Annotated in this window: 17 protein-coding genes and 1 pseudogene; 11 read left to right on the top strand and 7 right to left on the bottom strand. The window is 53.2% G+C overall.

Translation table 11 applies throughout. The features are described from left to right. The first annotated feature begins 167 nt into the window (after nt 1–167). From QMO62_RS29070 to QMO62_RS29060, 3 genes are read left to right on the top strand one after another with little or no spacing between them, the layout of a single operon-like run. Nucleotides 168–1,274 carry a GerAB/ArcD/ProY family transporter gene (locus QMO62_RS29070; RefSeq protein ID WP_284645984.1) on the top strand — a complete coding sequence of 369 codons (1,107 nt, stop codon included), beginning with the start codon at nt 168–170 and terminating at the stop codon, nt 1,272–1,274. After that, the gene (locus QMO62_RS29065; RefSeq protein ID WP_284645983.1) at nt 1,264–2,718 is read left to right on the top strand and encodes a spore germination protein; all 1,455 of its coding nucleotides are present in this window, start codon (nt 1,264–1,266) and stop codon (nt 2,716–2,718) included. The genes QMO62_RS29070 and QMO62_RS29065 overlap by 11 nt, the downstream gene beginning before the upstream one ends. Beyond that, nucleotides 2,715–3,854 carry a Ger(x)C family spore germination protein gene (locus tag QMO62_RS29060; protein WP_284645982.1) on the top strand — a complete coding sequence of 380 codons (1,140 nt, stop codon included), beginning with the start codon at nt 2,715–2,717 and terminating at the stop codon, nt 3,852–3,854. The genes QMO62_RS29065 and QMO62_RS29060 overlap by 4 nt, the downstream gene beginning before the upstream one ends. 76 nt (nt 3,855–3,930) lie before the next feature. Here the strand turns inward: QMO62_RS29060 and QMO62_RS29055 are convergent. Together QMO62_RS29055 and QMO62_RS29050 are read right to left on the bottom strand one after the other, a co-directional pair. Then, a pseudogene (locus QMO62_RS29055) lies at nt 3,931–4,860 on the bottom strand (SDR family oxidoreductase). Nucleotides 4,861–5,528: 668 nt separating this feature from the next. Beyond that, the gene (locus tag QMO62_RS29050; RefSeq protein WP_284646717.1) at nt 5,529–5,924 is read right to left on the bottom strand and encodes a helix-turn-helix domain-containing protein; all 396 of its coding nucleotides are present in this window, start codon (nt 5,922–5,924) and stop codon (nt 5,529–5,531) included. Between the two features lie 202 nt (nt 5,925–6,126). Between QMO62_RS29050 and QMO62_RS29045 the strand changes: the two genes are divergently transcribed. Beyond that, entirely contained in the window at nt 6,127–7,524 is a 1,398-nt protein-coding gene (locus tag QMO62_RS29045) for an FAD-dependent oxidoreductase (RefSeq protein WP_284645981.1), read from the top strand. A gap of 642 nt (nt 7,525–8,166) precedes the next feature. On the opposite strand, the gene QMO62_RS29040 is transcribed toward QMO62_RS29045, so the two are convergent. Beyond that, nucleotides 8,167–9,069, bottom strand: coding sequence for an AraC family transcriptional regulator (locus QMO62_RS29040; protein WP_284645980.1), 903 nt, complete (start codon nt 9,067–9,069; stop codon nt 8,167–8,169). A 126-nt stretch (nt 9,070–9,195) separates the two neighbouring features. On the opposite strand from QMO62_RS29040, the gene QMO62_RS29035 reads away from it, so the two are divergent. Further along, the gene (locus QMO62_RS29035) at nt 9,196–10,200 is read left to right on the top strand and encodes a glycoside hydrolase family 130 protein (protein WP_284645979.1); all 1,005 of its coding nucleotides are present in this window, start codon (nt 9,196–9,198) and stop codon (nt 10,198–10,200) included. A gap of 28 nt (nt 10,201–10,228) precedes the next feature. Here the strand turns inward: QMO62_RS29035 and QMO62_RS29030 are convergent, their stop codons facing one another. Next, a complete protein-coding gene (locus tag QMO62_RS29030) occupies nt 10,229–10,747 on the bottom strand; it encodes a DinB family protein (RefSeq protein ID WP_284645978.1) in 519 nt (172 codons plus the stop codon). A 75-nt stretch (nt 10,748–10,822) separates the two neighbouring features. Further along, on the bottom strand, nt 10,823–12,961 hold the full coding sequence (locus QMO62_RS29025) for an alpha-amylase family protein (RefSeq protein WP_284645977.1): 2,139 nt from the start codon (nt 12,959–12,961) through the stop codon (nt 10,823–10,825). Nucleotides 12,962–13,068: 107 nt separating this feature from the next. Here QMO62_RS29025 and QMO62_RS29020 point away from each other — a divergent pair, with 107 nt between their 5' ends. The 6 genes from QMO62_RS29020 (at nt 13,069) to QMO62_RS28995 (ending at nt 19,760) form a co-directional block, all read left to right on the top strand. Further along, nucleotides 13,069–13,947 carry an AraC family transcriptional regulator gene (locus tag QMO62_RS29020; RefSeq protein WP_284645976.1) on the top strand — a complete coding sequence of 293 codons (879 nt, stop codon included), beginning with the start codon at nt 13,069–13,071 and terminating at the stop codon, nt 13,945–13,947. 140 nt (nt 13,948–14,087) lie between these two features. Continuing rightward, nucleotides 14,088–15,788 (top strand): cache domain-containing sensor histidine kinase, encoded by a 1,701-nt coding sequence (locus tag QMO62_RS29015; RefSeq protein ID WP_284645975.1) that lies wholly within the window; start codon nt 14,088–14,090, stop codon nt 15,786–15,788. Beyond that, nucleotides 15,785–16,525 (top strand): response regulator transcription factor, encoded by a 741-nt coding sequence (locus QMO62_RS29010; protein WP_284645974.1) that lies wholly within the window; start codon nt 15,785–15,787, stop codon nt 16,523–16,525. The genes QMO62_RS29015 and QMO62_RS29010 overlap by 4 nt, the downstream gene beginning before the upstream one ends. 92 nt (nt 16,526–16,617) lie before the next feature. Next, nucleotides 16,618–17,925: an ABC transporter substrate-binding protein gene (locus QMO62_RS29005; protein WP_284645973.1), complete on the top strand. Its 1,308-nt coding sequence runs from the start codon at nt 16,618–16,620 to the stop codon at nt 17,923–17,925. A gap of 64 nt (nt 17,926–17,989) precedes the next feature. Continuing rightward, on the top strand, nt 17,990–18,937 hold the full coding sequence (locus QMO62_RS29000) for a carbohydrate ABC transporter permease (RefSeq protein WP_284645972.1): 948 nt from the start codon (nt 17,990–17,992) through the stop codon (nt 18,935–18,937). Further along, nucleotides 18,927–19,760 (top strand): carbohydrate ABC transporter permease, encoded by an 834-nt coding sequence (locus tag QMO62_RS28995; RefSeq protein WP_284645971.1) that lies wholly within the window; start codon nt 18,927–18,929, stop codon nt 19,758–19,760. Before QMO62_RS29000 ends, QMO62_RS28995 begins: the two co-directional genes overlap by 11 nt. 196 nt (nt 19,761–19,956) lie before the next feature. On the opposite strand, the gene QMO62_RS28990 is transcribed toward QMO62_RS28995, so the two are convergent. Together QMO62_RS28990 and QMO62_RS28985 are read right to left on the bottom strand one after the other, a co-directional pair. After that, the gene (locus QMO62_RS28990; protein WP_284645970.1) at nt 19,957–21,807 is read right to left on the bottom strand and encodes an alpha/beta fold hydrolase; all 1,851 of its coding nucleotides are present in this window, start codon (nt 21,805–21,807) and stop codon (nt 19,957–19,959) included. Nucleotides 21,808–21,876: 69 nt separating this feature from the next. Further along, on the bottom strand, nt 21,877–22,476 hold the full coding sequence (locus QMO62_RS28985) for a TetR/AcrR family transcriptional regulator (protein WP_284645969.1): 600 nt from the start codon (nt 22,474–22,476) through the stop codon (nt 21,877–21,879). Nucleotides 22,477–22,664 lie beyond the last annotated feature (188 nt).

Here is a 22,664-nt window from a genome sequence, read left to right as displayed (position 1 = left end):
GGATCCCGAAAGGGTCTAGAGAGAAGCACAAGAGAAGGGGAAATCTCTCTCTTGTGCTTTTTTGTTGTTCTTTGGTTTCGTATCTTAAAGAAGGATAATTTGACTTGGTTATTTTGAACTTCATTGGAAACAATACCCTTAAGAAACTGAAAATAAGGGGATCCTGCGTGTACAACAAACCCAACCATGCCATTGGTATTTTATCTACCTGTTCGATCATTATACTGGCAATCGGGCTTATGAACCATGTGATGGTTCTCCCTCCGCTCCTTCAGGTATCCAAACGGGACGCTTGGATCAGTGTTTTGGCTGCGATACTGCCTTACTTGGCTTGGACCACCATCCTTCATTACATTATAAAAAGGACGAACCAACAACCGATTCTAGCCTGGCTGAAGCTCCATTACGGAGGTTTTGTTGCTTGGGTGTTTCGGGCTTTTTTTCTCGTTTATTTGCTTCTGATCATGGTCATGACACTCAAAGATACGACGATGTGGACACACGTCTCGTATTTACCCAAGACCCCATTCTGGGTCCTTTCCACCGCAATGGTGCTATTATGCTGCTTTGCGGTTCAGTCAGGCATAAGAACCATCGCAATTACCTCGGGAATCCTATTGCCCGCCGTGATTATTTTCGGTGACTTTGTCATGAGTGCCAACCTTCCTCGCAAAAATTACGCTATGTTGAGGCCGATGATGGAAAACGGATGGCAGCCGATTCTCAGTGGCAGTATCTTTATTGGCGGAGGTCTCGTCGAGCTTGCGCTCCTTTTACTGATTCAGCATCAAATAAAATCAAAGGTGCGTCTCTGGCCGCTTTATCTGCTGGCTTGCTTTTTGATTCTTTTGGTGCTTGGCCCTGTCATGGGAGCAATTGCCGAGTTTGGCCCGTATGAGGCGGCTGAGCTGCGGTACCCTGCCTATGAGGAATGGAGGCTTGTCAGCATCGGCAAATATATCCGGCACGTCGATTTCCTATCGATCTATCAATGGCTGTCCGGAGCTTCTATCCGTATCTCCTTCTCCATGCTGTTAATTGTTCAATTAATAACAACCGGTCAAAAAGGTAAGCATCGTGTTCTCATCATATGGCTCCTTGGCTTGGTTGCCGTGTTCCTGACGGAACTGCCAATTAGTGATATGCAATATGTCGTATTCTTAAGGGATATGTATTTGCCGGTCACCCTATGGGCCGTTTCGGGAATGCTGCTGGTTTTGTTTTTACTAGTTCTCATATCCAATAAACAGAGGGTGAATCACGATGGAACCTAGTACTTCCCAGAAGCAATGGACAACCGAAGACATTCGGCATATTTTTCATAAATCGGCGGATATCGTCATGGAGCAAATGAAACTGGGAGATGCAGAGCATGAACAGCCTGTGCTCCTTCTCTACTGTCAGGGATTAGCTGACAATAACAAGATCAATCAATACATTCTTCCGTGCTTGGCGAAGCTGATCAATGAGGATGCAAGCAGGGAACTGGATAACAAGTGGAAGCTGAACCGGATCGCTCAAAGGGAACAACTCATTGAAAGTGTTTTTTCCGGTCAGCTCATCTTATTTTTCGAAACATTGAACATCCTATATTCCTTCGATATAGCCGAGCCGCCTCAACGCACGCCTGCAGAATCCAATACGGAAATTTCCATTAAGGGACCCAAGGACGCTTTCGTGGAAGAATTGATCACCAATGTAGCCTTAATTCGCAAGCGTCTGCGCACCAGCACCATGTGCTACGAGCAATTCACAATCGGGAAGAGGAGTAAGAGTAAGGTAGCCTTATTGTACATGGAGGATATTACGAATCGCGACATCGTTAATGAAGTTCGAGACAGATTACAGAATATCGATATGGACCTGCTGAACAGCAGCAGTCCGTTGGAAGAAATGCTATCGGACAGCTCGCGCTCTCTATTTCCATTGCTGCACTACACCACACGCCCCGATTTTGTAGTGGATTGTCTTGTCCGCGGCAGATTCGCCGTAATAGTGGACGGGGCTCCGACCGCAGTCATTGGTCCTGCCAATCTAATGCTGCTGTTGAAGACGCCGGAGGATTTCTATATTCCCTATTATATGGGCTCGTTTGGGCTTCTCTTTCGCTTCGTCGGTTTTGCCATCGCTTTGTTTTTACCGGGCTTTTGGATTTCCATGGTATCCTACAACATCGATCAGCTTCCTTTTCCGTTCGTCGCCACCGTTTCCATGGCAAGAATAGGGCTGCCCATCCCTGCTCCATTGGAAGGCTTCATCATGATCGGCTTGTTCGAATTGTTCAGGGAAGCCGGGGAACGTCTGCCGAAAGCTGTGGGGCAAACTGTCGCCGTTGTCGGAGGCATCGTCATAGGTGACGCGGCCATTCGCGCAGGCCTTGCTTCTACTACCTTTCTCGTGGTGGCCGCATTAACGGCTGTTTCCAGCTTTGCCTTGGTGAATCAATCGCTTGTCGGCACCGTCAGTATAATTAGATTGCTGGTTATGCTCTGCTCCTCCACGCTGGGGATTTACGGTTTTGTGCTGTCTCTCATCGCTGTCGTTATGTATTTATCCTCCCTAGAATCCTTTGGGGTCCCTTATCTTGCCCCCCTCTCTCCGATTCGTTGGAGGGACATCTGGCTGGCCATAGCCAGAAAGCCTTGGTACAAGAAAAACAACCGCCCAGAAATATTACAGACCGTAGATTCCACTCGGAAAAAGGGGGATTGGTCATGAAGCGTTTCCGGAGGGTCGCCGCCGTTTACATCTTCCTGTCGCTGCTGCTAACAGGCTGCTGGGATATTAAAAATATCGAAGATATCAACTATTTTACCGGGATCGGATTTGATTATGTCGATAATGAGTATCGCGTATACGGGCAAATGATCGACTTCAGCTCGGTAGCTAAAGTGGAGTCGGGCAAGCCGACGCAGCCTGTCCCGGTTTGGGTAGGCGTAGGCAAAGGGGAGACTTTAGTCGGCGCTTACAATGATCTGTACCGGAGCTCTCAAATGCGGATCTTTTACGGCCATGTCAATGCGGTCATCGTTAGTGATAGTGTATTGAAAACAGGCCTGAAGCCTGTCAAGGAGCTGCTTAGCCGTTATTACGAAATCCGTTATACACCGTGGATATTCGGCACCAATCAGCCTATTGGCAAATTGTTTAGCGTATCCCCAATGTTTAATCTTTCATCCATTTTGTCCTTGCTGCACCAACCGCAGGAAACCTATCGGCAGCAATCGCTCATCTCCCCGGTAACGGTGCGGGAATTTATATCCGAGTACCGTGAACCGGGGAACGCGACGCTGCTGCCTTCGCTGACCACCACTGCACAGAACTGGAAAAGCGATGACAAAACGAAGGATATGCTCGTTATCGATGGCATCTATATTTTTCAGGATCAGGCTTTTTGCGGATGGCTTGATTGGAAGCGCGTGATGGGACTTCGCTGGATGAATCCGGAAACCCATCGAAGTCCTCTCTTGATTCATACTGATGGAAAGCCGCAGGTCGCCGTATCTCTAGAGAGCCCTAAGCCGCACATCAGCCCAAGGATTACTATGGGTCAGGTCACCTTTGACATTAACTTGAGGCTAAGCGGATATATCAGTGAGGAATTCGAGAAGCTGCCCGAATCGGAGCTGGAGCGGAAGATAGCGGAAAAGGTTGAATCCGAAATTAAAAATACCTTCATGGAAGGGCTTCGTGTCAAAAGCGATATTCTTCGTTTGGAGCATACTTTATACCGGGATAATATTCGTGAATGGAAGAATTTAAAGAGCCAAGGAGGCATCAGGCTGCATTCGGGCTCCATCGGCCATATCAAAGCAGAGATTAACCTGAACCACTCGGGTAAGCTAAAATATTGAACTTTGCTTCATTGTCGGAAGCAGCTGAGTGGTCGGGAGATATTAGTTGAGCGGGGCTAACGTCCCCCCTCTTTTTTTAGGAGGAGGTGACTTGCCCTCCGTTCACATGAAGTGTCTGTCCGGTGACGAAGCGGGAATCGTCGGATGCCAGATATACGTACGTGGGAGCCAGCTCGAAGGGCTGTCCTTGACGGTCCATTGGATTGCCCGCGAGCGGCACCTGGTCAGCCGAGAAGCTGGAGGGAATCAGCGGGGTCCAGATGCGACCGGGAGCAACCGCGTTGACTCGGATTCCCTTCTTCACCAAGCTGTTCGCGAGCGCACGGGTAAAGCCTACATTAGCTGCTTTGGTTGCGGAGTAATCGATCAATTGCTCATTGCCGTAATAGGCCACCACGGAAGCCGTGTTGATGATGGAGCTTCCGGCTTTTAAATAGGGCAGCGCGGCTCTCGTCGTATAGAAGTGGGAGTAAACATTGACCTTGAAGGTATCATCGAATTGCTCATCGGTAATATCCAGAAGGCTCAGCTGCTGGAATTGAATTCCTACATGGTTGCAAAGAATATGAAGCTGACCGAACGCTTGAATCGTTTGCTCGATAATATCGGTACAATGCTGCTTTTCCCTAACATCCCCAGGTACTAACAAGCAGCGCTGCCCCAGCTCCTCGATTCTCCTCTTGGTCCGGTTGGCATCCTCATGCTCATCCAAGTAAGCAATGGCGACATCGGCGCCTTCCTTGGCGAAGGCGATGGCCACAGCGGCACCGATTCCGCTGTCTCCGCCGGTAATCACGGCAATTTTACCCTTTAATTTGCCGGATCCTTAATACCCAGGATTCTCAATGATCGGTCTGGGCACCATGAGGCTCTCCAGGCCGGGCTGCCGAAGCTGCCGCTGCTCGGGAACGGTAATGGCAACATCGTCGTAACGGGTTATTTTTCCGTAGTTGGGGTACAGGGGATAGGCTTGCTTGACGGGTTCTTTGCTCTTTTCTTCGGACATGACGATCCCTCCTCGAAGAATTTTGCTACCGGATACCATATGTCAAATGGGCTCCTGCCGTGCCTGCCCGGAAAAGAAATACAGCAAGTCGGCACGTAGCAATCTCCCGGGCATTTGAATACAGTGAAGGGAGAATAGACGCCAATAGGAGGAAACCGAAATGCCGACGTCACCTGCCAATCCTGAAGTAAAGCTATTGCTGGTCAATCGTTCTGCGGAAAAGGTAAAGGTTAGTTATAACGGCAATGCTAAGCCTTTGCTCTTGCCCCTAATTGGTCCGAGACCGCCTTATTACTGCAATCCCAGGTATACGCAATATTATCCGGTGATGTGAACCGTATGGAACCCGCTGTTGCAGTCGGAACGGCGGGTTGCTTTTTTTAAGCAGGCGCTTGTCCCATGGGGCAACTCACGGTTTCTACTTCGGGAATGACTGGCATGCACGGGGGACTGCGAGATGAAAATCAAAGATTTCAACTGTAGATCTCAGGGGGAGGTGGGCCGTCGTGGAGCCGGCCTCAAGCACCCCCTGGATGCGAATATGCTCGTAAGGCAGGGACGGATTGCCGAGCCGCCACAGCATCCGGTCTGCAGCGCGATAGCCGCGGGATACTTCATTGTCGATCCCGCAGATAACGGCCGTAGGCCGGTAAAAGCTCAGCTTGCGCTCAATGTCGCGGAGCCAGCCGGTAGAGCAGCGGTTCCCACTCCTTGGGCGTAATGCTCGGAGCAATGAAGAGCCCGTCCGCGAACGTAAGTTCCTTTTCCTCCAGCCATGCCTTGCAAAACTCCGGACCGCCCGGTTGCGGGAGCAGCACCGGCTCCACTCTGTGACCGTATAAGGCAAAGCGGTCATGGAGCCCTTGCGGCAGCAAGCTGTTGTACCCGACCAGTGGGTACGGTGCGATATGCTCCACCTTCATACCGAGCAGCTGCTCGCGGGTAAGGTATCCCAATCGCTGAGCGGTTTGTAGGACAAGCGCTCGGGTTGCATCGGACATCCCCGGCTTCCCTTTCAATGCCTTCATTACTGTCTGTACGCTGACACCCAGCTCAGCGGCAATCGTGCGCAGAGTGACTTTTTTTCCGAGTAGGTATGCGGCACACCTTCCTTGCGTTGGATTGTCATCATTGTACCATCCCAGTGCGATAGGTGAAACAAAAGTGAAACTAGTTCAGGTCGGTATCCCTACGCATAATGGAATTATCAGTGCTTGCAGTTTATCGGCAAGCGATTTCATGTTCATTCCCGGGAGGTTTCATTGTATGGATTCGTTTGAAGCAAAAGTATCGATATCTTCTCAGCTGCCTGTGACCTATGAGCCGGATGTCGTTGTTTTGGGTGGCGGCGCTTCAGGGGTTGCCGCTGCGGTGGCAGCAGCTCGAAACGGGGCGAGCACCCTGCTGATTGAGCAGCGGGGTTACCTTGGCGGTATGGGAACAGCCGCATTAGTGCCTGCTTTTTGTCCGTATACGGATGGAGAGAAGCCGGTCATTCGCGGGGTGGGGCTGACGCTGTTGGAGCGGATGAAGGAAGCCGCAGGGAAGGAATTTTACGAACGGAACAAAGATAAGCTCAACTGGGTGCCTATCGATGTAGAGACGCTCAAGTGGGTATATGATGAGGCAGTCATGGAGAGCGGGGCCTCCCTCTTGTTTCATACCGTGGCGGATCAGGTCCTAGTGAACGGCGAGCGGATCGAGGGGCTCGTCATCAGTAACAAAAGCGGCCGCCAGCTGGTCAAGGCGAAGCTGTATATCGACGCCTCCGGTGATGCGGATCTGGCTGCATTGGCCGGAGTGCCGTTCTTAACGGGTGGAGAGCAGGGGGAGCTGCAGCCGGCCACGATGTGCTTTCTCGTAACCGGGGCAAACCGGCAGCGGTTCAATCATTATCTTAAGGAGACGGAGCAATCCGGCCAGCTGGAGAAGGCGGTGGTGGAAGCGCAGCGGAACGGGGATCTACCGGAGGGGCGAAAAAAGGTCTCCGGTATCGCTTGGATCACCGATACGGTGGCCGGCTTCAACTTCGGGCATATATTTGGTGTGGACGGGACGAAGGCGGAAGATCTCACGAGGGCGGCCATTGAGGGACGGCGCTTGATCCAGCGGCAGCTGCATTTTCTGCGCAAGTATGTCCCCGGGTTCGAGCAGGTTCATCTAGTGCACTCCGGCGATCAGATTGGCATACGGGAAACTCGCCGCATCGTGGGGGATTATCAGCTAGTGGTAGAGGATTTCTTATCGATGCGGACTTTCGAAGACGATATTGCACGTAACTCCTATTTCATTGACATTCATCTGGCTAACGCGAACAGTACAATGACCGTGAAGCATCTGCCGAAAGGTCAGTCTCACGGGGTACCTTACCGTTGCATGCTGCCGAAGGGCATAACGAATCTGATTGTGGCCGGCCGGGCTGTGTCCTCCGACCGTCCGGTGCAGGGCTCGCTACGCGTCATGCCGAATTGCTTCGCGATGGGCGAAGCTGCGGGCGTCGCCGCTTCCATGGCGGCGAAGGCGGGAGCCGGCTTCCGAGAGGTCTCCGTGCCTCAGCTCCAGCGGACGTTGATCGAGCAGGGAGCATGGCTCGGAGAGAAGCCCGGTACCGCCGCTACGGGGGCCGCGCTTAACGAGGGCATCCGCTTCGACGACGAGACGTAGCAGCACGCTGACAAGCGCAAATAATAGCAAAAATGCCATTGCCTGCTTGCCTCGGGCTGTTTCGGCGTCAAGTAGTGGCATTTTTGCGCTTAGCAGGTCTGCAGCTTCGCTGCAGCACGCTGACAGGCGCAAATAATAGCAAAAATGCCATTGCCTGAGCGTCCCGGGTCATTCCGGCGTCAAGGCATTATTGCGCTTAGTGGGTCTGCAGGTTCGCTGCAGCTCGTGGACAGGTGCAAATAATAGCAAAAATGCCATTGCCTGCACGTCCCGGGTCATTCCGGCGTCAAGCAGTGGCATTATTGCGCTTAGCGGGTCTGCAGCTTCGCTGCAGCACGCTGACAGGCGCAAATAATAGCAAAAATGCCATTGCCTGAGCGCCCCGGGTCATTCCGGCGTCAAGCAGTGGCATTATTGCGCTTAGCAGGTCTGCAGGTTCGCTGCAGCTCGTGGACAGGTGCAAATAAAAGCAAAAATGCCATTGCCTGAGCGTCCCGGGTCATTCCGGCGTCAAGCAATGGCATTATTGCGCTTAGCGGGTCTGCAGATTCGCTGCAGCTCGTGGACAGGCGCATTACTGACCGTTTCTTACAACGCACCGGATGAGTAAACCAAACGACGCCACCGATTCTCCCAAAAATATCATTGCCGCGATTCGGCGTCCGCTTGACGCCCGGAGCTCGAGCGATACTCGCTGGGCGTCATATTCTTCAGCTCCCGGAAGATGCGCGAGAACGTTTGAAACGAACCGAAGCCGACCTCGACGGCAATATCGATGCTCTTCATATCGGTCGACAGCAAAAGGCTGCAGGCATGCCTAATCCGCACCTCGTGCAGGAAGCGTACGAACGTCTGGCCCACATGCCGCTTGATTTCCTTACTCAGCTGAGGCTCGCTCCTGTCAAAGCGATGAGCCAGCCCGGAGAGCGTCAGCTCCTCTCGATAGTGCTGATGGATGTAGTGGATGATATACCAAATGCTCGTATCCGGCTCTGCGTTCAACTGCCGCTCGCTCCCCGACGGATGCTCACGCTTGTCTCGTGCCCGTGCGAACCGGATTAACAGCTCGGCCAATCGGAGCTTGATCATCGGTAGTCGCCAGGCATCTCCCGAAGCCAGCTCGGCAACCATGCTGCGGATCAGCGAGAGCCATTCCTCCGCAACTTCACAGGATAAATGCACGTAGGGAAGCGAGCTGGATTCGGTGTATAATAAGCGTTTCCATTCCTGCTCCGAAGGCAAAACGGAAAACAGTAAGCTCATATCGAACATGCAGTTGTACAGCTTCAACGGGGCATCCGGCTTCGCGTGAAGCTCATGAATCTGATAAGGCAGCAAGAAGGAGAACGTGCCTCGCTGAAGCGGATGACTTGTCCCGTTTACAACCTCCCAGCCTTCGCCGTCGATGACCAAGGAGAACTCCAGAAAATCATGCCGGTGTGCAGGAAAGTGCCGCTGAATTTCATTAAGCGAGATGTGAAGAGGGAGCTCGGGTGAGATATATACGTAATCCGCCAGCTGCTTATTTGAAGGAAATACCGTCATGCGGACCGCCTCCTCGGAAAAAGTTGAGACTTATCGTGAAAACTTAAGATGCTGCGACGCTCACTCTATTTTACGATAGAGGCATCACTTATGTCATTCCCCATATCGAAGGAGGCACATGAATCCATGACGATTCAGCTTATTGGAGCCCTGAAATCCAGCACTGTGATTACCCGATATCCCGGCAACCCTGTTCTTACCGCAGCAGACGTACCGTACAAGCCAGCGCTTGTGTTTAATGCCGGAGTTACCAAATATGAGGGCCGATACGTTATGGTTTTCCGTAATGATTACGGAGATCCTGCTACGCATACGCTAGAGCCAAGCAGCACGACGAATCTGGGTCTCGCCTATAGCAAGGATGGGATTCAGTGGGAGGTACAATCGAAGCCATGCTTCGGACTGAAGGACGAGGAAATCATCCGCACTTACGATCCGCGCCTTACGGTGATCGATGGACGCTGTTACATGTGCTTTGCTGTCGACACAAAGCACGGACTCCGCGGAGGGATCGCGGTAACCGAGGACTTTGAGCACTTTGAGGTGCTGCACCTGAGCCTGCCGGACAATCGCAACATGGTGCTTTTTCCCGAAAAAATAGGTTCAAAATACGTCCGGCTCGAGCGACCTTTCCCTGTATACGGCCGTGGGGGAGGCGACCGGTTCGACATGTGGCTGTCCGATTCGCCGGACCTTGTATATTGGGGGAATTCGGCGCTCGTACTCGGGGTGGAGGATATCCCGTTTGCGAATGATAAGATCGGTCCGGCCGCACCTCCTATTCGAACTTCGAAGGGCTGGTTGACCACATTCCATGCCGTGGACCGGGATCCTTCCCGCGGGAAGAACGGCTGGGAAGCGGCTTGGCGTAAGCGTTACACCGCAGGAATTGCACTGCTGGACCTGGAGGATCCCAGAAAAGTAGTCGGACTTTACAAGGAGCCGCTCATGGCACCTGAAGCGCCCTACGAGGCAGAGGGCGGATTCCGCAACGATGTGATCTTTCCAGGCGGGATGATTCTGGAGGACGATGGAGAGGTAAAGCTCTATTACGGCGCAGCGGATACCGTAGAGTGTCTTGCGACAGCCCATGTGGATGATCTGGTCAAGCTTTGTTTGGAAGGAAAATAAGCTTCAGCGCAAAAAGAAGGGGCTGTCTCTAGCGGACAGCCCTTTCATTAATCGGCAAACGGGCCTCCAGTTCGCGCTGCTGCTGAAGGTGATGACGGAAATGCATGTCGATAAGAGCAAACCACTCCTTGGCGTTTAACCAACCGAAGCCGCCGTGCTGTATTTTTCTGTGGGGATCGATCTCCTCCAGCTTCCCTGTCCATTCGCTCATGCGTTCCTGCACCCGATCGAGTCCGCGCGCCAGGTCTTCTTTACTTTCGATATTGCTTGGCGAATTTTCCGGCCCGTCCGGCAACTTGATTTTGACAGGGGGAAACATACGGCCTTCGAAAATGCGCTCGCCTGTTTCCGTCTTCCCAAGTGTGGGGTCTGCGGCTGCCGCTTTACAGAGCCCTGCCTGATCCAGGTAGTCCAGCGCGGTGAGGATCAGATGGTCGTACATTTGGCCAAGCGACCATATCTCAGGCGAGGCTTGATAGCGTAGCTGCTCTTCCGTATATTGTGTCAAACTGCTTTTGTACGATAAAATCCATTGTGAATCACCCAAGCAGGATACCTCCCCGGAAAACCGTGTTTCCTAAATTGTACCATGCGTCGCGACCTTAGGTTTCTTCTGAATTGCTCACCGGGATGCCGCATACCGATATACCGTAAAAGAAAACGGTGCCGGCCTGGTGAACGAAAACTCCCCGCGGGAATCGGGCTTAAGCAGCTTGGCGGAAGCCTCCTCATGACACTGAGGAATAATGACCTGGTCCTTGCTGTCCATTCGCACGATCTCCGAAAGCCGCAGAGCTTCGCACGAGCCGAGCCCCCATAGCTTCAGCATGCGAGTTGACGAAGGGTTCAGCTCCCGGATCACCAATAAATATCCGCTGTCGTCCCCCTGAAGGCTTTGCAGTCCCGTCCAGCCCGTTCCCGTAGGTTCATCACCGATAGGAAGCACATGCCCTGCCAGTATATCCTTGTGATACGGCTTTATCGCCTGAATCACAGCAGATAAGGCTGCCGTCTGAGCGGCGTCCAGCCCGGTAAGCTCCATCCACGCCAGCGGATTCGCGAAGGCCGTCACTGCGTAGGAATACACCTGCCCGCAAGCGGCAGGGGCCAAGGGATCGCCAGCATACAGCTCTTTGTTCCGGTTAACATTCAGAAACTCCATTTGCAGCTTCGAGGACGGGACGAAGGGTGACAGCATCCACAAATTCCGCAGCGTCCAATGAGGATAATAGTTCTTCCAATCGGTATAGCGGTTCTCGAGGAATAGATTGCCGTACTGCGTTTTACCCAGATAGCCGAGGCGCTGCTGGGATGTTGTGTCCAGGTTAAAGTCCACCTGACCTCCAGTCTCCCGTACGACCTGTCTGAGAATCCTGACGAAGCGGCTCTCCCCAAGCTTGGAGCGAATATGTACTCCATCCATTTTGAACATACAGACGCCATGCTCCCGATGCAGCCTCAGCAGGGTCTCAATATCCTTTTCCCAGTTGGCAAAATCGTTCTCCGAATCCGGGGAGTACCACAAGCCGAGCTTGATGCGAAGCTGCTTCGCCAGCTCAGTGACGGGCACCAAGCCGCGGGGAAACCGCTCCGGATGAACCGTCCAGAAATCGCCCCCACCGTTGTAGTAATCGCTCCACCGCCCGCCGGCCGTTTTGGCATTCACCGAATTGGTTGTAACGCCTTTCTGCCATCCGTCGTCGATCTGTACGACGTCAATCCCAAGCCGGGAAGCCGCATGCAGCTCGGCAAGCAAAAACTCCTCACAAACCCGACCGTCTCTAGAGCGGTCCCCCCATGTATTGCTCATCACGAAGCTGTCGCGTTCCGCATGGAACTCCCGAAGGCAGCGGTGGTACTGATGGATCAGCTCGTATCCGTTAAGCTTATCGCCGTCGTAGACCCCTACCGTAACGCCATAGGACGTCACTTCCTCTTGCTGCGCAAGAGTATCCGCATCAAAGCCTGTGCCGACTACCGACAAGCAGATGCCTTGAAAATGCAGATCCAATCCCCGATCCTGCACATGCCCCAGCGGCGTTGCACTTTCCTTAATCAGCAGAAGACCGCTTCCTTGCAGGCTGTTCCTCAGCATGAGGATGTTGCCGCGCAGTCCCCGTTGTTCGTTCTTATACAGCAGTCCGGACTCCCGGCTGACCAGGTTATTGTTGACATCCGTCCGGTCCCGGAAGCTGACGGTCTCCCAGCGACAGTGGAGCTCCTGCAGGTCCAGCCGGTCACAATAATCGTTGTTGCCGGAGGACTGCTGCTTATGGTTATCATCCAATTGCAGGGCCGGGGCTGTACCGACACCGGCGGTTACATCTGAAGATTCCACCGGAATCGCAAAGCCTCCCTGTACCGCAATGACATCCTCCGGCAGCAAAGTAAGCTCATGCCTGATAAAAGCACCTTCCGGGTAAACCCTGACGGTGAGTCGAACGAATCGGGACATCCCTCCGAACAGCATGTCGACATCCGTCCGAAGATGCGACCTGCCAACGCCGCAATCATCATCCACTGAGGTATTGGCAGATACAACCGTCAACCGGGAACCGGCAGGCATCCAGGGTACGCCGAACAAAGCGGCCTTCGAGCCTTCTCTTAGCCATTCCTTGCCTCTCTGTTTGTCCAGAACGGACACGTTCACAGGCCTTCCGTAGGCAAAGGACCAGCTTCGTTCGATCCGGCTGTTTCCGATCCGAAGCACCGATCCTTCGATTCCGACATAGCAGTCTTCCCAAGTCATGACGCTGTCCATATCAAAACACACCTCCGAGTGGTATAATATTTGTCATCTAAAATGATTATAAGACCTTGTAATTTCTTGTTAAACAGTAAATATTTGTCCTGAGGTGGTACGATATTGTGCAGACGTCATATGGTTTTCGATATACGGAGGATGAGGGCAATCATTTGCATAAGCTGTTCTCCATCGGGCACGGCTGTGCGAAGGATGGCTCCTATCGATGGAACGGACGAAAGCGGGAGGGCAAGGGGATTATTTTTCAATACACCTTGAAGGGAGAAGGCCGGCTTCGGTATGGGAAGGAGCACTTTTCGGTTCCGAAGGGGCTGGCATTCACGGTGGCAATTCCAAGCGATCACGAGTATTACTATGATCCTGATCGGACTTCGGAAGGCTGGGAATATCTTTGGATTCGCTTCGAAATGCCCGGTGAGGACTGGCTGACGCAAGAGCTCATGAAGGAGCATGGTCCTGTAGTGGAGATGGGGTCTGATGAGCTGCCGATTCGGCTGCTGTGGACATTGTATCGCGATGCGGAAGCCAAAAGGCTCGGGGACCGGTTCGACCTGTCGCTGCGAATCTACGAGTGGCTAATAGCTCTGCAGCGTTCCTTGCTTAGCCGGGCCTCCTATCGAACGGAGGAGATTCCAAAGGCGTATCGGCGCGTGACGTCATTCATTGACAACCACTATGAGCAGGATCTCTCGCTTGATCAGCTTGCTGACATTGCCGGCTTGAATAAATATCATTTGTGCAAAAAGTTCTCCTCTTACCTGGGCGTTTCTCCCATGGATTATGTTCGAAACCGAAGGCTGGAGAGGGCGGCGGAGCTGCTGCGCACGACAGCTCTGCCGATAACGGAAATCGCGGGACTCTCCGGCTTCAGCAATGTCAGCTACTTCGGCAAAGTGTTTCGCAGAATCATCGGCATGTCCCCAAGTACGTATCGTGAGGCTAAGGAGGGACATGTGCAAAGTCATCTGCGGCTTCTGGAATAGGTATCAGGGCTCGGGCCGGTATGCTATATTGAATGTAAACTTACTCGCGTAGCCGAATTAACGATCTGGAGGTCATTTCCATGCAAGCCGTTCGGCTTTTCTTCCCCTTGAGGGTAAAATTCATATTGCTATTCTGCGTTTTGATTACGGTCCCGCTGACGACGATCGGCGTCCTCAGCTACAGGCAGTATATGACCCAGGTAGAAAAGGACGCCAACAATTACACCGGTCAAATTGCAAACCAGATCCTGAACAGCATCGACCGCTATTATAAAGAGATGGACCGCCTGACGACCGCGCCTTATTATGACCAGTCGGTTATGCATATTCTGCGGAGCCGGCTAACCGAGAGCTCCAGGGATTTCGTGCCGCTGGAGGAAATCAACAGAATGAGCCTGCTGATCTCATCGCTGGCAGCCGAAAGACCGGAGATACAAAACATTCTGATCTTCGCGATGGACGGTGTGCTGTTTACCAATACGGACGATTCCGTGAACAAATCGTGGAGCCAAGAAGCCACCTCCTGGATGGAGTCCGTGATTGCTGCGGATGGAGCGATTGTCGCCATCCCGCCGCACAGCGCCAGATACTACAAGTCCGGAGAGCAGAGGGTCATCTCGCTGGCCCGGGTCATTCGGGATCCGCAAAACCATCAGCATCTGGGAATTGTTAAGATCGATCTAACGCAGGGGGGGTTCGCCAGCATCTTCGGGCTTAAGGACATGAAGCCGGATACGGTGATCCATGTGGCAAGCAGCCAGGGAGCGATGCTGTATTCTTCTCTGGAAATGCAGGACCCCATGCTGGGGAAGTCTGAAGGGGGACCGTTCTTCCTAACGGCGGAGGAGTATTCTCCGGTATCGGGTATCGTAGTCAAAGCGCTTGTGCCTGAAGAGGATCTAAAGAAAAATGCCAGAGCCTTGATCCGATACAGCTTATTCGTGTCGGCTGCGGCTTTGCTGTGCGCATTTCTGCTGTCTGGCTTTCTGGCGGCAAGGCTGACTCGGCCAATCCATCATTTGGCGGCCACGATGAGGAAGATTCAGCGGGGAGAATTCAAGGAGAGAGCCAAGGTAACCTCCCGCGACGAAATCGGATGGCTGACGGAAGGCTTCAACACCATGGTTTCCGAATTGGATAGGCTCGTCCACCAAGTCTACGAAAGCGAGCTCCGGGAGAAGGAAGCCCAGCTGTCCGCTCTTCAGAGCCAGATGAACCCGCATTTTATATATAACACGCTGGAATCCATTAATGTAAAAGCGCTGGAATGGGGAAACACAGAGCTTTCCGAGGCTGTAGTGAGCTTGGGAAGACTGCTGCGCTACACGGTAGACAGGCATGAGAGGTTCGTCCATCTGGAGGATGAGCTGCAGTTTGCCGAGGCTTATCTGCAAATTCAGTCGTTTCGGCTGGGGGACAAGCTCAGCATGCAGATTGAATCCGATCTAAGCCTCGGTTCCTGCCTGATGCCGAAGCTGATTCTGCAGCCGCTTGTGGAGAACGCCATCGAACACGGCATGAAGGACGGCCCGTTTCCGATCCACATTCGGATTCGGGCATGCTGCGAGGAAGAGGATCTGCTGATTTATGTGGAGGATAACGGCAAGGGAATGACGCCCGCCCAAATGTTGCAGGTGGAGCGGAGCTGGCGTGAGCCGGATCAGCGGCGCGGCACAATCGGTTCCTTCGGAGTTAGGAAGAAGGGCTTTGCCCTGCGCAATGTGAGCGAAAGGCTACGGCTGCTGTACGGACCGGGCTACGGCATCAGCTTCGATAATCGTCCGAAGCAGGGAGCGTCCTTTTGTATACGTATACCTTTACAATGGGGGAATGAGGAATGAAGCTGAATATATTGTTGGTTGAGGATGAGTCTACGATTCGGAGCGGGTTTCGCAAGGTGCTGGAGGACGTAATTGGAGGCGTTCATGTCGCAGGGGAAGCCTCCAACGGCCGGGAAGCCTTGGAATGGCTGAAATCGCATACGACAGACGCCGTGTTTACCGACATTCGCATGAAGGAAATGAATGGAATTGACCTGATCAAGCGCTTGAAGGAGCAGAGTCCTGCCCTTCCTGTGGTGATCATAAGCGGATATAACGACTTCGTGTATGCCCGGGAAGCGATCCGGTATGAAGCCGTAGACTATCTCCTGAAGCCTGTAGAGACGGCAGAGCTTGCCCAGGTGGTGGAGCGGCTCAAGAAGCGGACCTTGAAGGGAAAGCCGGACAACGGCCCGCCGAAGGAAGCGGAGGAACGCCAGGTTATCCGCAGAGTGAAGGAATTGATAGGAAACCGCTTGGAGCAGGATATCTCGCTGCAGGACTTAGCCGATCAGGTGCATTTGAACCACCGGTATTTGTCCGTGCTGTTCAAGTCGGAGACAGGGCAGAACTTATCCGACTACGTGACCCAGGTCCGGATGGAGAGAGCCAAGCAGCTGCTGAAAGACACTCAAATGAAGATACAGGACATCGCCAAGCTTTCCGGCTACCCGAACGTCAAATATTTTATGCACCTGTTTAAGCAGAACATCGGCTGCACTCCCTCAGAATACAGAGAAAACAACAATACAATTTAAACCTTTTCTGAACGCAGTGTCATTATGAGCGGGAAGCGATTTCTATATAATGTGCTTGTAAGCGCTTATATATCGTAAAGGGGAGTTATGACATGAACAAAATGTGGAAAGCCGCACTAACCATAGTGCCTGTGGCTCTAGCAGTGACTGCATGCGGAGGCGCTCAGCCGTCGCAATCCTTGCAGCCGGGCACATCAGGAGCCGATCCGGCGAAGCCCGCCAAGAACGTAAACCTGAAATTCAGCTTCTGGGGCAACGACACGCACAAGAAGATGTACGAGGATATCATCGCCAAATATAAGGAAAAGCATCCGAACGTATCCGTCGAAATCGTAACGATCCCGTTCGCAGATTATCAGCAGAAGCTTTCGATCATGAGCGCATCCAAATCCGCTCCGGATATCGCATGGATGGCGGAGCGCATGATTCCTCAGTTCCTGTCTGCCGGTCAGCTGGCGGATCTGGAGCCGCTCAAGAAGGATGCGGACTATAAATTCGATGACGTCATCCCTTCTACGCTGAACCTGGTCACGAAGGACAGCAAGGTGTACGGCATCCCGTTCTCTACGCCGCCGATGATGATTTATTACAATAAAACGCTGTTTAAGGAGAAAAACCTGCCTACGCCGACGGAATTATATAAGCAGGGTAAGTGGACCTACGATGAAATGATGAAGGCCGCCAAGGAGCTGGCGAACCCTGCCAAAGGTATTTACGGCGTGAATTTCGTACGAAACGGCTGGCAAAATTGGCCGGATGCGATGCAATCCCATTTCAACGCGTACGGAGCCTCCTTGTTTAATGCCGACGGAACGGCCTTCACCTTGAATTCGAAGGAAGGCGAGCAGGCGCTGCAGAGCTACTCGGATATGATCTTTAAGGATAAGGTGCATCCGAAGCCGGGAGATCAGACGACCTTCGACACGGGCAAAATCGCCATGCAGAAGGAGCTGTTCAGCTACATGGGCAAGGCCAAGGCGGTAAAGGACTTTGAGTGGGACATTGCTCCGCTGCCGGCCGGCCCGAACGGTCCGGGAACAACCATCGGTTATGCCTCCTATACGATCTTGAAGGATTCGCCGAATTACGCGGAAGCGCTGGAGCTGCTGAAGTTCATGACGAACCCGGACAATATGAAGCTGACCTCCCAATACTTCGTGCCTAGCCGCAAATCGATTCTGGAGTCCGAGGATTTCCTGAAGCAGGGACCATCTGCGGAAAGCGTCAAGCTGTCTGTTGTGGATCAGATGCCGAAAGCCAACTCCTTGCCGTCGCACAAAAATTGGCAGCAGATCGATACGAAGATGCAGACAATCATGGATTATCTGTACGCCCAGAATTCTACTGTTAAGGATGTATTGACGAAAGCGGAAAAAGAGGTCGGACCTTTATTGAAATAGAGAAAGAGGCAAGCCGCCCCTTATGGGGCGTTTAAGCCTTGGGAGCAGGAAGGAGTGACGCTGCATGAGTACCTTACAAAATAACGCAGCGATGGCGAACCGTCCGTACAACGTTGCAGGGAAAAAGAAAAGCAAGCTGCATGCAAGAGATCAGTGGTACGGGTATCTATTCATATCCCCCATTGTGCTGGGATACGCGGTTTTCATGCTGGTGCCCATCGTTTGGGCGTTTGTGATGAGCTTTACGAATGAGTCGCTATTGGGCGCCTCCCAGTTTATCGGATTGAATAATTATACACGCGCATTTACGGAGGATCCGCTATTCTGGACGTCCGTCGGCAACACCCTTTACTTCTCGGCAGGTTTGATTCCGCTCAATCTGCTGCTGGCGCTGGGGCTCGCTGTGCTTCTTAACCGGAAGCTCCCGGGAATCGGCTTGTTTCGTACGGCCATCTTTACCCCGGTCATCACATCGATTGTCGTCTGGGCGATTGTATGGAAATATATTTTCGCTACGGATTCCGGATTAATCAACCAAATTCTTCAGCTGTTCGGCATTACCGGCCCCGCATGGCTTTATAGCTTCGAGCTGGCTATGCCGGTAGTTATTGTCATTAGCGTATTAAAGAATGTCGGATTGAACATGGTCATTTTCCTTGCGGCCCTGCAGGATGTTCCTGCGATGTATTACGAGGCGGCTAAGCTGGACGGCGCCTCCAAGCCCCGTACCTTTTGGTCCATTACACTGCCTATGATTTCCCCGTCGGTATTTCTGGCGCTGGTGCTGACCTTAATCGGGTCCTTAAAGGTGTTCTCCCAAATCCAGGTGATGACGGACGGCGGTCCGGGTACTAGCACGCACGTGCTGGTCTATTATATTTACAAGACGGCCTTCAAAAATTTCGAATTCGGCTATGCTTCCTCCGTCGCGTTCATCTTGTTCTTCCTGGTGCTGGTGCTGACGCTCGTTCAGTGGAATTTGCGTAAAAGGTGGGTGTATCATGAGCAGTAAGCTGGCGCAAAACGGTCCGATTTACGCCCTCTTGACCGTCATCTCCATCGTGGTTTTGTTTCCTTTCCTGTGGATGATCACCACCGCATTGAAGGATCCGACCAAAATTTTCATGTTTCCGCCGCAGTGGATTCCGGATCCGTTCGTCTGGAGCAACTTTGCGAATGTGTTCATCAAGCAGCCTAATTTTCTGTTGTATTTTTGGAACAGCTTGTATATTGCGGCTGTGGTAACGATAGGTACCTGCCTCATCTCCGCACTGGCCGGCTACGCCTTCGCCAAGATTTCGTTCAAGCTGCGAAATGTAATTTTCCTCATTCTGCTTAGCGGGATGATGATTCCGACCGAGGTTACCGCCATTCCGATGTTTGTTTGGATGACGAAGCTGGGTCTCGCTGACACGCATTTCCCGTTAGTATTCCCGCCGATGCTGGGGCGCGAGGGGCTGTTCGGGGTGTTTCTGCTCAGGCAGTTTTTCATCACGGTTCCCGGCGAGCTGGATGAGGCGGCCAAGATCGACGGCTGTACGCCTTGGAAGACGTTCTGGCGGATTATGCTGCCGCTTGCGGGCCCGTCCTTGTCGACGCTGGCCATCTTCACCTTCCTGCACAGCTGGGACAACTACTTCGATCCGCTCATCTTTATCAGTACGGATAAGCTGTTTACACTGCCTGTCGGGCTGAAGCTGTTTACGGATGCGGCGGGCACCGAGTGGAATCTTTTGATGGCTGCATCGGTATTGGCAACACTACCGCTCATGCTCGTGTTTTTCTTCGCGCAGAAGCGCTTTATCGAGGGTGTAGCCATGACGGGGCTGAAATAATAATAGAAGCATAGGGTAAGAGCCGCCAAGGAAGCACAACCGACGGGCGGCTCTTTTTCGTCTCATGAAGTCATAGACTTGACCCTTCTGGGACCTGCTGGACGGCTACATCGTCGAATGCTGTCCGGCGGGCCCGTCGCCGTTAGCCTATCTCTTGCCAAGAAAGGAGAATGAGCCCGGCATATTCGGGGCCGATTCATTGCGTAGACATTTCATCCCCCGACAGGATCACGCTCCGAAGCCAAGCCGCTGCAAGATGCGGAGCTTCGATCGGAAATTGATGGCCGTAAGGGAGGGTGTCGGCGTCGAAGCGTTGGAACGGTGCCGGCAGACGAAAAGCGTTCTCCCGTTCGCCTAGCAGAATCCTAACCTTGTTCGAATTCCAGGTTTCCGGCCGCAGCTCGAAGGAACGGTCATGCGTGAGTACCGACATCGCCCAAGCGTTCGTATGACGTATGCGTGGCGATCGAAGATCGCGGATCGTTGCTGCGACATACCTTTCCATCGTCTCGCCCCCCTTGGGGAAATCCCCACCTTTTCGCTGCTCGCTCTGGAAGGCGGCAGGCTTCAGACGCTTCAAGAACGTCTCGGTGATTGCCGCATACCGATATTTGGCCGAAATGGGCTGCAGGACGGGCTGCAGCAGCGCCAGCTTCCGAATACGAGGCTCGATTCGCTCCATGACCTTTGCGGCAATCAGCCCGCCGAACGAGTGACCGGCCAAGATGACCGGCTCCTGCAGCTCAAGAACGAGTTCGCTTACGGCGTCAACGCAGTCCTCGATCAAGGAAGAGCCGTGCGAGACCGGAGTTCTTCCGAATCCCGGCAGGTCTACGAGGATCGTTCGACGGCCCCTCAGCCGTTCGGCGACGGGGACGAGCCGGTCCGCGCTGCTGAACGTACCGTGCAGCAGCACAATCGGTGGCCCTTCGCCCTCCCGTTCCAACGTGACGACCTTGGAGCTTCGCTTTTGCATAAACCCCTCCGGGGCTGCGGTTTCCGGGTGGGATAACCGATAATCAAGATCGGAGATGACGAAAGGGAGGGTGCCCTTGACCAAGGAGGTACCGCCCTGGCCCTGTTTCTCCTCAATGAGCCGCTTCGAGTGAACCGGAAAGTCCCGATTCACGATAAAGTTCATGGACTCCGAGGGGACGCCGAGCAGGTCCCCGATGCCTGCGCCCAAAGCGGCCTTCAGCAGCGTCGGAGGAACGCTTCCGATCGGCCGCATCATCCGCAGCTCCGTCGCGATCGTGCCGATCAGCGAGCTCATGGTAGGACTGCTGCTCCGGGGATCAAGCAAGTAATATGTATCGCTGGCGACACCTTCCGTGCGAACGAGGTTTGCGACGAACGAAGCGACATGGTCCAGGTGTACCATAGGCAGCCAGTATTTGTCTCCCCCGGGGGCGAGGGGCATCAGGTTTCTTCGTACGGCGTCCACCAAAATGCCTAGTCCCCCGAGCTGTTCGGTCTTCCCGGTCACGGAGTCGCCGATTACAACGCTCGGGTTAACTGTGGATAACGGGATTGCGTGCTTATGAAGCGCTTGCCGAAGGTAAGCGTCCGCTTGAAACTTTGAACGTTCGTACGGCGGGGCATGCCGGAGCGCAGTGTCTTGGTTCGTCAGCGCATTCGTTTCATCGTACGGACTCATGAACCCGACGAGATGGATGAATTGCTTCAGCCCTCGCTTTTGATGAATTTCCACGGCCAACTCCGCAAGCTCCTTCGCGGGCCGGAGAAACGCGCGTTCCGCTTCTGCCGAGCTCAGCTGAATGTCCATGGGACCGCCGGCGTGGATGATCACATCGACATCCGCGATTCGCTCGTAATCGGCCTCGTTCAAGCCTAGTTTCGCATGCGATAAGTCTCCGGTGACCGATAGAACCGTCTGGGCAACACCTGGCGGCAGCTGCTCGACCGCCCGACGGAAGCGCGCCAAGTCGCGCACCAACGCGTACACCTCGTGCCCCTGGGCCGTTACCTCCGCCAGTAAAGCCTTCCCGATGAAGCCGGTCGCGCCGGTTAGGAAAATTTTCAACATAAACTCCTCCTTGATTTTAATGATTAGTACTACATGGTACTAATTACTCTAAAAAAAACGCCTAAGCGATTAACGCTCAAGCATAAGCATGGAAGCTAGACCCAGCCGCAGATCTTCCAGCACCTGGGGACGTCCGCAGGCCTTCGCGACGAACAGCGCGCCTTCGACGGAGGTCACGATGAGTGCAGCCGTCGCCGCCGTAGGCACATTCGAGGGGAGCTCTCCTCTCTGCTTCCCGAGTTCAAGCAGCCGTTCCACCCCGGCCAATTGCCGGTCGAAGAACGCTTTGATTTTCGCTGCAGCGTCTTCGGAGGTATGGGCCGTTTGCGTATACAGCGTGAGGAAGGGGCAGCCCCCGAGAATGTCCTGCTGCTCCTGCCGGTCCGCGAACAGGCGAAGCATTCGGTCCAGGCGGTCCGGAATCGACAGCTCATCTTGTGACAACACAAGCGAAATTTGCCGGTCGTACCCGTCGATCAGTTGATCAACGATGGCGAGTAACAGCTCTTCTTTGTTTTTGTAATGGTAATAGATGTTGGTTTTTGACACGTTGCTGACGGCGACGATGTCGTCCATGCTTGTCAACTGGTACCCTCGAGTCAAGAAGAGCGACGCAGCCGTTTGAAGCACCGTATCCTTGTTGGATAGACGCGTTGGATTCTTTTTCATATTTAGTACTATATAGTACTAAACGATCGACTGTCAAGTCAGTGCTTTCTCGTTTTTAAATCCATAATCAGGATGAGCATCCATTATCAAGTATACCAAAGCTCCAGTCAATGAACCATTCTCTTTTTATACGGGGGACCCCACTTAAGATGACATCTTTGCTGAGAATCACGTATTTGTTCATGAAT

Source organism: Paenibacillus silviterrae, from assembly GCF_030167925.1.
In the GTDB taxonomy this organism is placed as follows: Bacteria; Bacillota; Bacilli; order Paenibacillales; family NBRC-103111; genus Paenibacillus_G; species Paenibacillus_G silviterrae.
The sequence above is the reverse complement of the archived record's forward strand: the minus strand, read 5'-3'. Positions and strand labels throughout refer to the sequence as shown.

Coding starts and splice junctions, on each gene's coding strand:
- QMO62_RS29025 (WP_284645977.1), bottom strand. CDS start 12,961: ATGGACAGCGTCATGACTTGGGAAGACTGCTATGTCGGAATCGAAGGA.
- QMO62_RS28990 (WP_284645970.1), bottom strand. CDS start 21,807: ATGTTGAAAATTTTCCTAACCGGCGCGACCGGCTTCATCGGGAAGGCT.
- QMO62_RS29060 (WP_284645982.1), top strand. CDS start 2,715: ATGAAGCGTTTCCGGAGGGTCGCCGCCGTTTACATCTTCCTGTCGCTG.
- QMO62_RS29000 (WP_284645972.1), top strand. CDS start 17,990: ATGAGTACCTTACAAAATAACGCAGCGATGGCGAACCGTCCGTACAAC.
- QMO62_RS29040 (WP_284645980.1), bottom strand. CDS start 9,069: ATGACGGTATTTCCTTCAAATAAGCAGCTGGCGGATTACGTATATATC.
- QMO62_RS29065 (WP_284645983.1), top strand. CDS start 1,264: ATGGAACCTAGTACTTCCCAGAAGCAATGGACAACCGAAGACATTCGG.
- QMO62_RS28985 (WP_284645969.1), bottom strand. CDS start 22,476: ATGAAAAAGAATCCAACGCGTCTATCCAACAAGGATACGGTGCTTCAA.
- QMO62_RS29045 (WP_284645981.1), top strand. CDS start 6,127: ATGGATTCGTTTGAAGCAAAAGTATCGATATCTTCTCAGCTGCCTGTG.
- QMO62_RS29035 (WP_284645979.1), top strand. CDS start 9,196: ATGACGATTCAGCTTATTGGAGCCCTGAAATCCAGCACTGTGATTACC.
- QMO62_RS29005 (WP_284645973.1), top strand. CDS start 16,618: ATGAACAAAATGTGGAAAGCCGCACTAACCATAGTGCCTGTGGCTCTA.
- QMO62_RS29010 (WP_284645974.1), top strand. CDS start 15,785: ATGAAGCTGAATATATTGTTGGTTGAGGATGAGTCTACGATTCGGAGC.
- QMO62_RS28995 (WP_284645971.1), top strand. CDS start 18,927: ATGAGCAGTAAGCTGGCGCAAAACGGTCCGATTTACGCCCTCTTGACC.